The sequence below is a fragment of the Achromobacter sp. 413638 genome, assembly GCF_043119405.1.
Taxonomy (GTDB): domain Bacteria; phylum Pseudomonadota; class Gammaproteobacteria; order Burkholderiales; family Burkholderiaceae_B; genus Achromobacter.
In genome coordinates this window covers 1-15,429 of record NZ_JBICCO010000124.1, presented here as the reverse complement: position 1 = coordinate 15,429, position 15,429 = coordinate 1, and the positions used below count along the sequence as shown (strand labels likewise).

Below are 15,429 nucleotides of genomic sequence, written 5' to 3'. Positions count from 1 at the left end.
CCCCCCCCCCCCCCCCCGCGCCCCCCCCCCCCCCCCCCCCCCCCCCCCGCCCCCCACGCTGTAGGGCGAGGCCAGGTAGACCTGGGCGGTCTCCGAGCCCATGCGCCCCTTGAAATTGCGCGCCGTGGTCGAGATGACCGTGGCGCCGTCGGGAATCGAACCGCCGTAGCCTGCACAGGCGCCGCAGGACGTGGGCAGCAGTTGCGCGCCCGCCTCCAGCAGCGTCTGCAGCACGCCCTCGCGCTCGGCATCGTGCTGGTCGCGCAGGCTGGCGGGCGCCACCATGAGCTTGACGCCCGCCGCCACGCGGCGGCCGCGCAGCACGGCGGCGGCGGCGCGCAGGTCGTCCAGCTTGGCGCCGGTGCAGGCGCCGATATAGGCTGCCTGCACCGCCACGCCAGCATGGACGCTCACATCCGCCGCATTGGCGGGACTGTGCGGCGCGGCCACCTGCGGCGCCAGCGCGGCGGCGTCGAAATCGTGCCACTCGGCGTCGGCGTCGGGGTCGCTCTGCCAGTGCGCGATATCCAGCGGCCCCTGCACGCCGGCCTCGCGCAGCCAGGCCTCGGTGGTGGCGTCGGGCGCCACCAGGCCGACCTGCGAGCCCAGCTCGGCGCTCATGTTGGACAGCGTCATGCGCTCCTGCATGGACAGCGCGCGCACCGCCTCGCCGCAGAACTCCACGGCCTGATAGCGGCCGCCATTCATGCCCAGGCGGCCGATCATGCGCAGCATCATGTCCTTGGCGGTCACGCCCGCGCCCAGCCGGCCGTTCCAGCGCATCATCAACGTGCGCGGCACGCGCACCCAGATGCCGCCGGTGACGGCCACGCCCAGCATCTCGGTGCTGCCGATGCCGAACATGTAGGCGCCGAAGGCGCCGCCGGTGGGTGAATGCGAATCGCCGCCGACGCAGAACATGCCGGGCCGCAGATGCCCGCCCTGCGGCAGCACCACATGGCAGATGCCCTGGCTGTCGTAGACATTGGGCAATCGCTCGCGCACGGCCCATTCCCGCGCGATGCGCACGATGCGGCGCGATTCCTCGTCGGACTCGGGCACGTAGTGGTCGATCACCAGCACCACCCTGGCGGGATCCCACAGCCGGGCGCCGACTTCGCGCAACATCGGTTCCAGCCGGCGCGGGCCGCTGGAATCATGGAACATGGCCAGGTCGACGCGGCAGGTGACGATCTCGCCCTCGGCCACGCTCTTGCGCCCGCAGGCGGCGGCGATCAGCTTCTGGGCCAGGGTCTGCGGGACGGCATCCCCGCCCTCGCCCGCCCGGACCACGGCGCGCAAGGCGGCGGAGGGACTGATCGGATCCATGGCTACATCCCCAGATAGGCGCGGCGCACGTCGTCGCTGGCCATCAGTTCGGCGCAGGATCCGCTGTGGCGGATCGCGCCCTCTTCCAGCACATAGGCGCGCTGCCCGGTTTCCAGCGACTGGCCCACGTTCTGCTCCACCAGCAGGATGGACAGCCTGGCGCGGTGCAGGCGGGCGATCAGCGCGAACAGTTCCTCGACCATCAGCGGCGACAGCCCGAGCGAGGGTTCGTCCAGGATCAGCAGCCTGGGCTCGGCCATCAGGCCCCGGCCGATGGCCAGCATCTGCTGTTCGCCGCCAGACATGGAGCCGGCCAGCTGGCCCAGGCGCTCGCGCAGCCGGGGAAAGGTGTCCAGCACCTGTTCCAGATTGGCCGCGCGCCGGGCGCGCGCCCGCGCATAGGAGCCCAGCTCCAGGTTCTCGCGCACGCTCAGGTTGGGAAACACGCGCCGCCCCTCCGGCACCTGGATCAGGCCGGCGCGCACCACGTCGCGGTAGTGGCGGCCGGTCAGGTCCGAGCCGTCGAAGCGCACGCGGCCGCCCCAGGGCCGGAGCAGTCCGCACAGGGTATTGTTGAGCGTGGACTTGCCCGCGCCGTTGCTGCCCAGCAGCACCACGATCTCGCCCTGGCCCACGCTCAGGTCCACGCCGCGCAGCACTTCCGTGCGGCCGTAGCCGGCCCGCAGGCCCTGCACTTCCAGCAAGCCGTTCATCGTCCCGCCTCCGCCCGTCCCGCGCCGCCCTGCCCGGCCAGGCGCGCGGCCGCGCCATGCCCCAGGTAGGCTTCCACCACCGCCGCGTCGCGCGTCACCTGCGCCGGCGTGCCCTGGGCGATGAGCCGGCCCTGCGCCAGCACCCAGACCTGCGCGGCCAGGCTCATGACCGCGCGCATCACGTGCTCGATCATCAGCACGGTCACGCCATCCGCCGCCAGCAGGCGCACCACGGGAATCATCTCGTCGATCTCGGCCGGGTTCAGCCCCGCCAGCACCTCGTCCAGCAACAGCAACCGGGGCCGGGTGGCCAGCGCGCGCGCCAGCTCCAGGCGCTTGCGCCCGCACACGGTCAGGTCGGCGGCGGGCTTGTCCAACTGCGCGCCCAGGTTGACGCGGCGCGCGATGGCCTCGGCGGCCGCCAGCGCGTCGGCCCGCCCCGGCAGGCGCAGGTGCGCGCCGACGGCGATGTTCTCGCGCACGGTCTGCGCGCCGAAGGGCTGCACGATCTGGAAGGTGCGCGCCATGCCCAGGCGCGCGGCGCGCTGCGGCGCCATGCCGGTGATGTCCCGGCCATCGAACAGCACCTTGCCCTGATCCGGGCGCAGAAAACCCGACAGCAGTCCGAACAGCGTGGTCTTGCCCGCGCCGTTGGGACCGACCAGCGCGCTGATGCTGCCCTCCGGCACCGCCAGGCTGACGTCCTGCACGGCCTTCAGGCCGCCGAAGCTGATGGATAGCGCCTGTGCTTGCAGCAGCATGTCATTTCTCCAGCGCGCGGCGCGCGGGCCGCTTGAACAGCCGCACCGCCGACTGGCCGCAGCCGCTGATGCCGCGCGGCGCGAAGGTCACGATCAGGATCAGCACCACGCCGTAGATCACCATGCTGATGCCGGGCAGCTCGCCGAACAGGTTGCGCGTCAGGTCGGCCAGCGCGTGCAGCGCCAGCGCGCCCAGCACCGGCCCCCACAGCGTGCCCATGCCGCCGACGATGGCGCCCACCAGCGCCTCGACCGACACGGCCGGACCGAACGCGATGGCCGGATCGATGTACTGGAACACCTGCACATAGAAGGCGCCGGCCGCGCTCATGAAGGCCGCCGACAGCGCGATGCCGCCCAGTTTCACTCGCAGCGGATCGACGCCGATGGCGCGCGCCGCGTCCTCGTTGTCGCGCACGGCCTGCAGATAGGCGCCGAAGCGCGAGCGGCGCAGCCAGGCCGTGACGGCCAGCGCCAGCAGCACGAAGGCCAGGATCAGGTGGATGTAGCCATGGCGGCTGGGGAACTGCATGTTGGTCGCGACTTCGCGCAAGGGCAGCATCAGGCCCACGCCGCCGCCGGTGAAGGACACGCTGGTCGCCACGATGCGCAGCACCTCGGCGAAGGCCAGCGTGACCAGCGCGAAGTAGGAGCCGCGCAGTCCGTAGCGGAACGTCAGCCCGCCCACGGCCAGCCCCGCCGCCATGCCCAGCGCGATCGCACAGGGCAAGGCCAGCCAGGGATTCCAGCCCAGCGACAGCTGGCCCAGCGCCTGGGCATAGGCGCCCACGCCGAAGAACAGCGCATGGCCGAAGGACAGCTGGCCGCCGTAACCGCCCAGGATGTTCCAGGCCTGCGACAGCAGCGCCGCGTACAGCGACATCATGATGAAGGTCAGCAGCACGCCCGACTGCGTGAACCCGGTGATGGCCAGCACCGCCAGGCCGAAGGCCAGGATGGCGCAGGCGTCCTTGACGCTCGTGTTCATGCTTTCCCCCCGAACAGCCCCTGCGGGCGGAACAGCAACACCAGGATGAAGATGGCGAAGATGCCCATCTGGCCCAGCGAGTCGCCCAGGAACAGGCCGCCCAGCGACTCGACCACGCCGATCAGCAGCCCGCCGGCCAATGCGCCGGCGAAGCTGCCCATGCCGCCCAGCACCACGATGGTGAAGGCCACCAGCACGAAGCCGCCGCCGACCTGCGGATTGACGTAGTACGCCGGCAGCAGGAAACAGGCGGCCGCGCCCAGGCAGGCCATGCCGATGCCGAACGACAGCGCGTAGACCCTTTCCACGTCGATGCCCATGAGCCGGGCGCCCTGCTTCTCGCGCGCCACCGCGCGGATGGCGCGTCCCAGGTCCGTGCCCCGGATCAGCCACAGCAGGCAGGCGGCCACGGCCAGCGCGCCGCCGAATGCGATCAGCTTGGGCAGCGCGATCAGCGCCGGCCCGATCTCGACCGTCGACAGCGCATAGGGCGTGTCGATGCTGCGCGTATCGGACTTGAACCAGACCAGCGCGAGGTTCTCCAGCACGATGGACAGTCCCAGCGTGACCAGCAGGATGTTCTCGTCCTTGCCATGGCTGGCGCGGTTGATCACCAGCCGCTGCAGCAGGTAGCCCAGCGCGAACATGCCCGCCATCACCAGCGGCAGCGCCGCGTAGGGATCCAGCCCCAGCCGCTGGTTGAGCAGATAGACCGCGTACAGCGCCACCATCAGCGCCGCGCCATGGGCGAAGTTGATGATGTGCAGCACGCCGTAGATCAGGGTCAGGCCCAGCGCCACCAACGCGTACACGGCGCCGGTGGTCAGGCCGTTGAGCACGGCGCTGAAGAGGATGGCGGGATCCAGCGGCATCGCGTCAGGCCTTCACGGGGAACTGCGCGTCCGCCTGCCGGTACTCGGGCGGGATGATGACCTGGATGTCGCCGCCCAGGACCTGCGTCAGCAGGGGCCGCGCGCCGGTGTTCTGGCCGTCGACGAAACGGGTCGGGCCGTAAGGCATCAGATGATCGGAGAACGCGCTGGCCGCCAGCGCCTCGATGATGGCGGCGCGGTCGGCCGACTTCGCCCGTTCCAGCGCGTCCGCCAGCAGGAACATGCTGGTGTAGGTCATGAAGACTTCGTAGCTGAAGTAGGCGCCCTTCAGCTCCACCCGCGCCTTCAGCGGCGCGACGCGCGCGTCCTTGGGATTGAACCAGTGGTTGCAGTCGATGATGCCGTGGGCCACGTCGGGATATTCCTTGAGGAACTTGTAGCTCGACGCCGCCCCGCCCAGCACGGAGTAGATCGCCTTGGGCTGCACCTTCTGCTGCTTCATGGCGCGCAGCAGCAGCGCGTATTCGTTGTAGTAGTTGGCCGGAATCACGATGTCCGGATTGACCGAGCGCATGCGCAGCACGATATTGTTGAAGTCGCGCGTCGGGTTCGGATGCTTGATGACCTCTTTCACCTCGAAGCCGTGCTCGGGCAGCGACTTGGACAGCAGCGCCGCCGTGCCCGCGCCGAACAGCGAGTCCTCGTGCACGATCATCACCGTGCGCGCCGGCTTGCCGGCGGCCTGGTTCAGCGCCGCCAGGTCCTGAATGGCGCGCTCGGTACAGCTGCGATAGCCCGGCCCGAAGCGAAAGGTGTTCTTCAGCCCGCGCTCGACGATCTGGTCGGCCACGCCCACGTCGACCACATGGGGCAGCCCGTAGCGCGCGGCGGTCTGCGTGGTCGCCAGGCAGATCGCCGAGGCGTAGGCGCCGACCACGGCGGACACGCCGGCCGCCGCCATTTTCTCGACCTCGGCCGAGCCCGCCTCGGGACGCGATTGCGCGTCGCCCAGCACCGCCTCCAGCGGCGCGCCGCCCAGCGACTTGATGCCACCGGCCTGGTTGATGTCCTCGATGGCCAGCAACGCGCCCAGCCGGCACTGCTGGCCCGAATAGGCCAGCGCGCCCGTCACCGGATGCAGCACGCCGATTTTCACGGCGGACGCGGACTGGCCGCGCGCGATCCAGGGCGCGGACAACAAGGCCGCGGCGGCGGCGGATCGGGTCAGGAAATGACGGCGCGTGTTCATGGCGAATCTCCGGAGTGGGATCAATGGAATTGGGCCGACAGCTCTTCGCTGACCCAGACCTTGGCGTCGATGCCGCCGACGCGCGAGAGTTGCAACTGATATTGGTAGCGGTCGGGCCGGTACAGGCCCTGCAGCAGCTGCACCGGACGTTCCTTGACGTCGCGCACCAGGCGCGTCACGGCCAGCAGGGCCGAGCCCACGGCCACGTCCAGATGCGGCGCGACCTGCGCGTCGGCCAACCGGGCGCTGATGGTCTGCGTGGCGCCGCCGAACTCGACGCCGGCCGACTCCAGCAGCATCAGCAAGGGCTGGCGCTCCAGGTCCTCGCGCGTGAAGGCTGCGACGGCCAGCGGCACGTAAGTGGTGATGTAGGACAAGGGGCCGGCCTCGGTGCTGCGCACCCGCAGACTCTTGATCACCGGCTCGCCCGGCGCGATCTCCAGCGCCTCGGCCACCGCCGGCGGCGCGCCGACCTGGACGCAATCCAGCACGCGCACGGCGGTGCGCAGGCCCATGTTGACGATGTTCTCCATCAGCCCGGTCAGCTGCGCCTTCTGCGCCGCGCGCGGGCGCGGCGCGGTAGCGGACGCGGCCGGCGCGCTGCGCGGCCAGGTGCCCAGGCCGGGCCGGCGCGACACCAGCCCGTCGGCCACCAGCATCTCCATCGCCTTGCGGATGGTGATGCGGGCCACCTGGAACTGCGCGGCCAGCGCATGCTCGCCCGGCACGCCGTCCACGTCGTAGCGCCCTTCCTGCAACTGCTCGCGCAGCACAAGGTAGATCTGGTGGTACTTCGGCAAGGGCATCGCGGTATCCATGCCGCGAACTCTAGAAGTGTCCTAATGTATGGTCAATAGAACAAATGCGCGTATGGGTTGTTCCATCGGGAAAATACGGAGACCGGAATCGGGTTGACCTGCCCCTGGTTGCAGGCTGCGCGAGCGCTGCTGCAGCGCATGAAAATGGGATATCTGGACACGGCACTCACAGGGCATGCCTGTCGTGCCGGGCTACGGCTGGGTCAAGGGACAGATCTGCGGCGCGATGAGGCACTTTTTCAAGACATCGATTTGCGCTAGGGCGTCGTTCAGTTGCCTGTTCGTGGCATCGAGCTTCTTGCCCAGCTCTATGTTGGTCTGAAGTTGCTCGACTTTCGCCGCCGCGTTCTTCTCTGCGGTTTCGCAGAATTGACGGCCGGCGAGCGGCGAGACGTAGTAGATGTCATCGCAAACCAGGACGCTTCCTCGATGGAATGCCTTGGACTTGCTGGATACGCAATACCCATTCATCCTGCCCTGGTAGTGCCATTCCGTCTGGCTGTTACGCAGGGGATTCGAATCCCGGATTTCGTAGGATCCATAGGTCAGCCCGGCAAGCCCGCAGCCTTCGCTCGGCGCCTGCGGCTTGTCTATTATCATCAAGGCGCCATGCTGATCCGAGGCATCGCCTTCGCTGTTGTAATACACGTAATCGGCCAATTGTCCATGAGCGGCCCCGCCCCACATGCCGAGTAGAAGGTGGACAAAAATCCATGGGAGGCGCTTTTTTGAGAAAAGCTGCTTCATCGCGTTCATCCAAGGTATGCGGAAATCATTGGCACTTTCCGTTCAAACACTGGCTGGCCAGCAGTTGCCGCAAGAACAACACATCGTCGGATGCAGGATTGTCCGGGATCCAGGACTTGGCTTGCAGATCACTGCGTTCATTCGCCAGCTTGATGACGAGCTGCCGCGCCAGACGCAAGGATGCGGGTCGCTCCAGTTGCCCTTCCAGCAGTGTCTGCGGAATGGGCGCCTTGACGAACAACCCGCCCAGCTTGACGCCGAAGCCGGTGGCGATCTGGGCATCAGGATTGGCCGTTGCGCATGCACCCAGCGCGGGATCGGCCTTCTTCGCCGCTTCCGTCTCCGCGCGCGTGAATGTCCACCCCGGCAGCAATAGCTTGAGGTATTGCGTGCCGGTGGCGGTCCCATCGCAAGCAGCGGCCCCCTGCAGCGTGGTGATGCCCATGGCATAGGCGGTCGTCTGTACCACGCCATCGTCGGTGGAAAGTGCGCGCCGCAAGGCGATGACGACCGCATTGCGCGCCAGCGTCTCGTTTGCCACCATCGCCTGGTAGGCGAGTTTCTTGGCAAGCGGCGCCCCATCGGCAGGCGCCGTCAGCGTTCGGGTATTGGGATCGTAGAGTTCCTCGACCACCAGCTGGGTAATGAAATCCCCGTAAAGCAACGATTGCTGTAGCAGGTATCCTTCCGCAAGCCATTCAAGCCGCGTCAGCATGCCACCCCGACGATTGGCGGCCATGGCCAGCTTGAGCTTGTTCGTCATCCCCGCCGCTGGCAAGTTCTCGATGTCGGACGCGGGTACGTACAGCACGGACTTGCTATTTCCGCTGATGTAGCTGAATGTCGACCACAGGCCCACGGCCGTGCCTTCCTCGATCAACCGCGAGGCGAAGGGCCCCGCCAGTTGCGGATATAGAAGGCTGCGCCAGACGTCCGGCCGGGGAGCATCCTCATTCGACGCGCCGATGCAAAGCGGCTTTCTGATTCCCTCGTGCACGACGCCCACCTGGCCGCAGCGGAACCCGGCCAGACGCGCGACCGCCGCCTGTCGCCTGGCGTCGCGCGCCTGGGCGGCGGCAAGCGTAGGCTGGGGGTCCAGCATGGCGGCCAGATAGGTGGCGGGCTGCGCGCCGGCGGCGTCGCCATGCACGGCGAGGAAGAAGTTGCGCGACGCGTCATAGCTCCGCTGGGTCGCATCGGCAATCCGCCGGTAGTGACTGATCTCGCCTTCGGTCTGGTATACGCCCGAGGCCGGGAAGACTTTCAGGTCCAAGACGTCGTAGCCCCATTTTCCAGCCGCGATGTTCGCATCGAACCACTGCGCGTACTGTATGTAGCACGCCGAGAGATAGCCGTTAATCTCAGGGTTACCGGCGATTTCCTTGAACGCAGCCAAGGACGGCTTCCAGCCATTGATCCGGCTCATCAACGCTTGACAGACCTGCCAGGGTGCAAGCTGCAAATACTGCAATGAAATAAGCGACGTCGATACATCGCGCTCGATCACCTGCAACTGCATCTGCATGCGTTCCAGCTGCAGCGAAACCGCGGCAACCGCCTGCATTGTCTGCTCCTGCAGGACGATGATCTTGTCCAGCTTCTGGTTGATCTTCTCCAACTCCACCTTCAAATAGCCGATGATGATCCCGGTGCTGTCCTCGCCGCCTCCTCCCATGCCCACCAGGGAACTCACGCCAACAGCGGCCCCGAGATAATTCCCCTGGGCATAGGCGGCAACCGAACCGACAATCAATTGCCCTACCTGCGCCGCCTTCACGACCTGCGGATCCACGCCCAGGTTTTTGGCTATGGCGGCCACGTCGCCCAGAGCAGAGGCGGTGGCCTGTAGGTTGGACAGGAATATTTCTGTCTTTTTCTGGGACAGCAAGGCGGTTCGCATGGCGTTGCGCTGGGCCTCATTCAGATCCGGGAAAAGCCCTCCGTTCAGCGCGGCCAGTTTCTGATCGGTGGTCCAGGTCAGCGAACTGACCTGTGCTAGCGTCTGAAGGGCGGCCGAGTTCCCTTCGACCGACTTCTGCAGCGTCGCCAGATCCTTACCCTGCTGGACGACCGCGTCGTTGAGCGCCGACAGCCCTGTCTGGACGTCATCCAGCCGGGCGTTGAGCGTCTTGCCCATCTGATCCAGCTGCTTCGTGGCCGCGGTCACCCCTTGGGCTATTTCATCGACGGTTCCCTTGATACCCTGCACCGTCGCGAGCGTGGCGAGTTGCGCGGTGTCCCGAAGGTCGTTGGCGTGGTTCCTGATGCGCTCCAGGGATTGGGGCGAATCCTTCAGGATCTCGGCCAGTTTCCTGTCGCCGATCATCAGACTCTCGATGGTCTGCGTGAACTGCTGTGGCGGCATGTTCTGCAGATCGCTCAGCGCGATCTTGCTTTCGTCCAGGCCGCGTTTCAGTATCGCGTCGGCCTGGGCGTTTGCTTTGTCCACGATGGACTGGCTGATGGCTTCACCGAATTTCTTGGACGCATAACCGCCGACCAGGGCTGCGGTGCGCGAAAACGGTTCTGGATCGACCAGCGCGGCGGTGTACAACGCCGAACCGGCCAGGTCCATCGGCGCGCGCACCAGGGCGCTGGCAGATTGACCGGCATGAATCTGATAGGTGATCTCGCGCGTCAACTGTTCATAGCGGTCGCCGGGCACGCGCCGATGAAGGTCCGCCTGCACCAGTCCATAAAGCGCGCTGGCCGTGCTGCCGCCCCACTCCAGCAAGGCGAGAACATTCTTGTCCTGCGGCGACAACCCCTGAGCCTGCGCCGAAAGTCCCAGGGTCGCCAGCATCAACGCCGAGATTCCAGATTTCCAGCACAACATGGCAGGCTCCTGACAAACCGGTGTTGCAGTGTGCCGGAATTTTGCCCAAGGGGAACGCGCGCGGCAATCCGATTAATCGGGGACAATCTCCATCTCGACGCGTATCCACGTGAATACGCGGCGCATGCCCGAACCAGACCGCGCCGGCCGCATCAAGCCCGCGCGCGTTGCAGGCTGCCCACGCCGCGTCCATGCCGCAGCAGCCCGACCGCCACCACGGCCAGCGCCGCCGCGCCGGTGGACAGCACCACCGTCCGGTACTCATCGACGAACACCATCGTGATCAGCGCCGCCACGATGAAGATGATCACCGCCCAGGTCAGCCAGGGAAACAGCCACATGCGCACCAGCGGCTCCTTGCCTTCGGCGCGCAGCTTGCCGCGCATGCGCAGTTGCGAGCAGGCAATCACCAGATAGACCAGCATGGCGACCATGCCGGTGATGTTCATCAGCGTGTCCAGCACATCCTTGGGACGCAGGAAATCGACGAAATTGATCAGGGCCATGCACACCGCCACGGCGCAGGAGGCGATGACCGAATGCACCGGTATGCCGCTGCGCCCGCGCGTGCGCTGCAACATGGCCGGCGCGTCGCCGCGCCGGGCCAGCGAGTACAGCATGCGCGAGGCCGTGTAATGCGCCGACACCAGGCAGCTGCTGACGGACGTCAGCACCACGAAGTTCATCAGGAACTGCGCGCCCGGCACACCCAGCAGCTCCAGCGTGCGCCGGTAGGCGCCGTAGCCCGACTGGCCCAGCAGCGGATCATTCCACGGCACCAGCGCGGCGATCAGGAAGATCGAGCCGATGTAGAACAGGCAGACCCGCCACACCACCGAGCGCGTGGCGCGGCTGATCTGCTGCGCCGGATTGGGAGACTCGGACGCGGCGATGGTGACGATCTCCACGCCCAGGAAGGCGAACATCACCCCCAGCAGCGCCACCACCACCGCCTTGCCGCCGTTGGGCATGAAGCCGCCATGCGCCACCAGGTTGGCCACGCCCTGGGCCTCGCCCCAGGGCCACAGCCGCAGCACGGCCAGCGTGCCGACGACGATGAAGCAGACGATGGCCACGACCTTGATCAGCGCGAACCAGAACTCGGCCTCGCCGTAGTTCCTGACGTTGAAGAAGTTCAGCAGGATCAGCACCAGCGTGGCGCCCAGCGTGAACGCGTTGACCGACAGCATCGGGAACCACTCGTGCAGGATGATGCCCGCGACGTGCGCCTCCCAGGCCATCAGCAGCGCCCAGTAGCCCCAGTACAGCCAGCCGATGGTGAAGCCCGCCCAGCGGCCGATGGCCCGGTCGGCATAGGTGGAGAACGAGCCGGTGTCGGGATTGGCGGTGGCCATCTCGCCCAGCATGCGCATGATGAACACCACCACGATGCCGCCGGCCAGATAAGCCAGCACCGCCGCCGGCCCCGCCGAGTGCACGATGCTGCCCGAGCCGACGAACAGGCTGCCGCCGATCACGCCGGCGATGGACATCATGGTGAGATGACGCGTCTTCAGCGTCGCGCTGAGCGCGTTTTCATTGGCGCCTTGCGGCGCGCCGGCGCCGCCCTGCTCGTGCGTGTGATTCACGACGTGTCTCCTTGAGGCTGCGTTGGGCCCTGTCGGGCTTGCGTTCTTGTCCGGCCAACATAGCAGCGCCTCGCGATGACTGATGGAACCACTTGCATGCGTCGCGTGGAACCATTGGCTCGCGCTCTCTGATGGCTTGATGTCTGGCTGCCGCCAGTCCTAGGACGCAGCGAAATGTCTCAGGAACAGGCATCGTGGATCAGGGCCGCGAGACTGGCGATGCCGGCGCTACGTCCCGCCCGCCGCCCCCGCCTCGCGCAGGAAGCGCCACAGCTCCGGATCCTGCGAATACGCCACGTTGAAGCGCAGCCAGGGCAGATCCCGGCCGTCTATGTCGAACAGCGAGCCCGGCGTCAGCCAGATGCCCGCGTCCGCCGCCATCCTGGCCAGCGCGTCGGCGCCGCGCCCGGCCCGGCGGCCAGCGGGGCGCGCCCACAGGAACAGGCCGGCTCGCGGCCGCGCGCAGATCTCGAAGCCATGGGCGTCGAGCAGCGCCTCGATCTGCTCGTGCGCCCGCGCCAGCCGGTCGCGCAGGCGCGCGGTGTGCGCCGCGTGGCGTCCTTCGAGCAGCACGTGGTGGACCAGGCGTTCCATGGTCTCGGGACCGGTCAGCCCGCTCATCATCTTGCTGCGCGCGCAGACCCGCAGCAGCGCGTCGTCGGCCACCATGTAGCCGACCCGCAGCGACGGCGCGATGCTCTTGGAGTAGCCGCCCAGGTAGATCACGCGCCGCGCGCCATCCAGTCCCGCCAGCGACGGGGACCAGCCATCCAGCAGCTCGCGCGAGACGTCGTCCTCGACGATGTGGAAATCATGGCGCGCGGCCAGCGCCAGCACCTCGGCGGCGTTGGCCGCTTCCAGGCTCGTTCCCGTGGGATTGTGCAGCGCGGTGTTGATGAACAGCAGCCTGGGCCGGTGCAGCCGCGCCACCCGCTCCAGGGCCACGCAGTCCAGCCCGGCCGCGCCGCGCGGCACCGGCACGGCGCGCACCTGCGCCAGGCGCAGGATCGGGAACAGATTGGCATAACAGGGCTGCTCCACCGCCATGGTGTCGCCCGGACGCAGCAGCGTGCGCACGACGATGTCCAGGCCCTGCGTGGCGCCCTGCGTCAGCAGGACCCGCTGCGCGTCGACCGCGATGCCGCGCTCGCCCAGCGTCGCCGCGATGTGCGCGCGCAAGGGCGCGTAGCCCAGGGGATGGCCGTAGTGCGCCATGCGCCGCATCGGCTGGCGGCTGATGTGCCGCAGCGCGGCGCGCAGGCCGTCCTGGTTGAGCCAGTCGTCCGGCAGCCAGCCGCAGCCAGGGCTCAGGCGCGGGGGGCTGTCGGCATGGGTTTCGCACAGGCGCCACTGCGTGTCCAGCGCGGCGGGCCGGCAGACCGCCGGCGCGGCCCGCGGCGGACGCGGACGCGCGACGCGGTAGCCCAGCCTGGGCCGGGCCGTCAGCCAGCCATCCAGGGCCAGCCGGCCATAGGCGCGGGCGACGGTATGGACGCTGACGCGGTGCAGGCTGGCGAACGCGCGTATCGACGGCAGCATGGCCCCGGGCGGCAGCGCCCGCCGCTCGATCGCCCGGCGCACGGCCGCGACCACCTGTTCCACCAGCGTCGACGCGGCGTCGCCGCGCACGTGCTGGAACTCGATCAAGGATTCGGCCACCACGCACGACCTGTACAGTTGCAATTTTCCCGACTATACAAGCGCCCCGGTTTGGCCTGGGGCGTGTATTTTCAAACCCGGCGGGCGTACCCAGAATGGGCCGCATGCCGCTGGTCACATGCCTTGCAGCACCGGTTTGCAGGCCGGGCGGCCAACCCTGACGGGAGCCCTCATGCGCCATCGCGAACCGCCTTGCCCCCCTGCGTCTTCCTGTACCGCCGGCATCGCGCGGGCCACGTGGCCAGCCTGGGCCGACACCGCGCGCAAGCGGCTGGGGGCGGCGCTCCTGGCGCTGCTGCCGCTGGCCGCCGCCGCGCCCGCCACGGCCGAGACCACGCTCAGGGCGGTGATGCATTCACCGCTGCGCCTGACCGACCCGCACGCCACCACGGCCTACATCACCGCCTGGCACGGCTACATGATCTACGACACGCTGATCGCCGTGGACGGGGACAACGCGCTGCAACCGCAGATGCTGGAAAAATGGGACGTGTCCGAGGACGGCAAGACCTATACGCTGACATTGCGCGAAGGCCTGGCCTGGCATGACGGCCAGCCCGTGACGGCCGAGGACTGCGTGGCCTCGATCCGGCGCTGGGCCGCCATCGACGCCATGGGCCAGAAGCTGCTCAAGTTCACCGAGCGCATCGAGGCGGTGGACGCGCGCCGCCTGCGCTTCGTCATGACGCAGCCCACCGACCTCGCGCTGCGCGCGCTGGCCAAGCCCTCCACGTCGGCGCCCTTCATCCTGCCCCGGCGCGTCGCCGAGCAGCCGCCCGGCAAGCCCATCACCGACATGACCGGCTCCGGCCCGTTCAAGCTCGTCGAGTTCAAGCCCGGCGTGAAGACGGTCTACGTCAAGAACGCCGCCTACGTGCCCCGCCCGGAACCCGCCAGCGGCCTGGCCGGCGGCAAGCGCGTCAAGGTGGACCGGGTCGAGTGGCTGGTGATGCCCGATCACCTGACCACCGCCAATGCCCTGACGAGCGGCGAGATCGATCTGGTCGAGCAGTTCCCCTACGACCTGCTGCCCATGCTGGAAGGCGATGCCGGCATCAAGGTGGAGCCGGCCACGTCCAGCCCCGCCTACTCGATGTATCGCTTCAACTTCCTGCATCCGCCGTTCAATGACAGGAAGATCCGCCAGGCCGCCATGTACGCCATCGGCCAGGAGGACGTGATGAAGGCGCTGGTCGGCAATCCCAAGTACTGGCGCACCTGCGCCTCGCTGTGGGGCTGCGGCACGCCGATGCAGGCGGATGCCGGCCAGGACATGGTGGTGCCCTCGAACATCGACAAGGCCCGCGCGCTGCTGAAGGAAGCCGGCTACGACAACACGCCCGTGCTGATGCTGCACGCCACCGACGTGGCCTCGCTGTCGCCGCAGCCGGTGGTCATGGCCCAGGCGCTGCGCAAGGCCGGTTTCAACGTCACGCTGGCGGCCATGGACTGGCAGAGCGTGGCCTCGCGGCGCGCGTCCAGGGCGCTGCCGGCCGACGGCGGCTGGAGCATCCTGAACACCAATATGTACACCGCCGACCTGGCCGATCCGGTACGCACGCCCATGGCCGCAGCCGATGGCGACAAGGCCTGGTACGGCTGGCCCGACTTTCCCCAGGTCGAGGCGCTGCGCGACCAGTACGCGCTAAGCTCGGACCCGGCCGAACAGAAGCGGATCGCCGCCGAGCTGCAGCGCGTGGCCATCGACGAAGGCCTGTACGTGCCGTTGGGGCAGAGCACGCCGTTGCGGGCGTATTCCAGCAAGCTCTCCGGACTGCCGTTGGCGCCGGCCCCGGTGTTCTGGGGGGTCGACAAGACCCCCTGAGCGCCGCGCCGCCACGGTATCGCGGACGCGTCTTCCCGGCGGGCGGGGCCGGGGGGCCCGTCCCTTTTTACCTCACAGGTGG

Annotated in this window: 12 protein-coding genes; 1 reads left to right on the top strand and 11 read right to left on the bottom strand. The window is 68.1% G+C overall.

Translation table 11 applies throughout. From position 1 onward, the window contains the following. From ACEU5R_RS30345 to ACEU5R_RS30295, 11 genes are all read right to left on the bottom strand, one after another. Positions 1-1,329 (bottom strand): aconitase/3-isopropylmalate dehydratase large subunit family protein (locus ACEU5R_RS30345; protein WP_392413514.1); only part of this gene is annotated, 1,329 nt, incomplete at its 3' end. Between the two features lie 2 nt (positions 1,330-1,331). Next, complete coding sequence (locus ACEU5R_RS30340; RefSeq protein WP_392413512.1) at positions 1,332-2,042, bottom strand: ABC transporter ATP-binding protein; 711 nt, start codon at positions 2,040-2,042, stop codon at positions 1,332-1,334. Continuing rightward, a complete protein-coding gene (locus ACEU5R_RS30335; RefSeq protein WP_392413511.1) occupies positions 2,039-2,803 on the bottom strand; it encodes an ABC transporter ATP-binding protein in 765 nt (254 codons plus the stop codon). The genes ACEU5R_RS30340 and ACEU5R_RS30335 overlap by 4 nt, the downstream gene beginning before the upstream one ends. A gap of 1 nt (position 2,804) precedes the next feature. Beyond that, a complete protein-coding gene (locus ACEU5R_RS30330; RefSeq protein ID WP_392413509.1) occupies positions 2,805-3,791 on the bottom strand; it encodes a branched-chain amino acid ABC transporter permease in 987 nt (328 codons plus the stop codon). After that, positions 3,788-4,663 (bottom strand): branched-chain amino acid ABC transporter permease, encoded by an 876-nt coding sequence (locus ACEU5R_RS30325; RefSeq protein ID WP_103274238.1) that lies wholly within the window; start codon positions 4,661-4,663, stop codon positions 3,788-3,790. The genes ACEU5R_RS30330 and ACEU5R_RS30325 overlap by 4 nt, the downstream gene beginning before the upstream one ends. A gap of 4 nt (positions 4,664-4,667) precedes the next feature. After that, positions 4,668-5,873, bottom strand: a complete 1,206-nt coding sequence (locus ACEU5R_RS30320; RefSeq protein ID WP_392413507.1) for an ABC transporter substrate-binding protein — start codon at positions 5,871-5,873, stop codon at positions 4,668-4,670. Positions 5,874-5,893: 20 nt separating this feature from the next. After that, positions 5,894-6,691 carry a GntR family transcriptional regulator gene (locus tag ACEU5R_RS30315; protein ID WP_103274236.1) on the bottom strand — a complete coding sequence of 266 codons (798 nt, stop codon included), beginning with the start codon at positions 6,689-6,691 and terminating at the stop codon, positions 5,894-5,896. A gap of 192 nt (positions 6,692-6,883) precedes the next feature. Continuing rightward, positions 6,884-7,447, bottom strand: a complete 564-nt coding sequence (locus tag ACEU5R_RS30310; RefSeq protein WP_392413505.1) for a hypothetical protein — start codon at positions 7,445-7,447, stop codon at positions 6,884-6,886. Between the two features lie 16 nt (positions 7,448-7,463). Further along, entirely contained in the window at positions 7,464-10,274 is a 2,811-nt protein-coding gene (locus ACEU5R_RS30305; protein WP_392413504.1) for a hypothetical protein, read from the bottom strand. A gap of 152 nt (positions 10,275-10,426) precedes the next feature. Continuing rightward, complete coding sequence (locus ACEU5R_RS30300; protein ID WP_392413502.1) at positions 10,427-11,863, bottom strand: amino acid permease; 1,437 nt, start codon at positions 11,861-11,863, stop codon at positions 10,427-10,429. Positions 11,864-12,091: 228 nt separating this feature from the next. Then, the gene (locus tag ACEU5R_RS30295; protein ID WP_392413515.1) at positions 12,092-13,510 is read right to left on the bottom strand and encodes a PLP-dependent aminotransferase family protein; all 1,419 of its coding nucleotides are present in this window, start codon (positions 13,508-13,510) and stop codon (positions 12,092-12,094) included. 184 nt (positions 13,511-13,694) lie between these two features. Between ACEU5R_RS30295 and ACEU5R_RS30290 the strand changes: the two genes are divergently transcribed. Beyond that, a complete protein-coding gene (locus tag ACEU5R_RS30290) occupies positions 13,695-15,347 on the top strand; it encodes an ABC transporter substrate-binding protein (protein ID WP_392413500.1) in 1,653 nt (550 codons plus the stop codon). Positions 15,348-15,429: the final 82 nt, after the last annotated feature.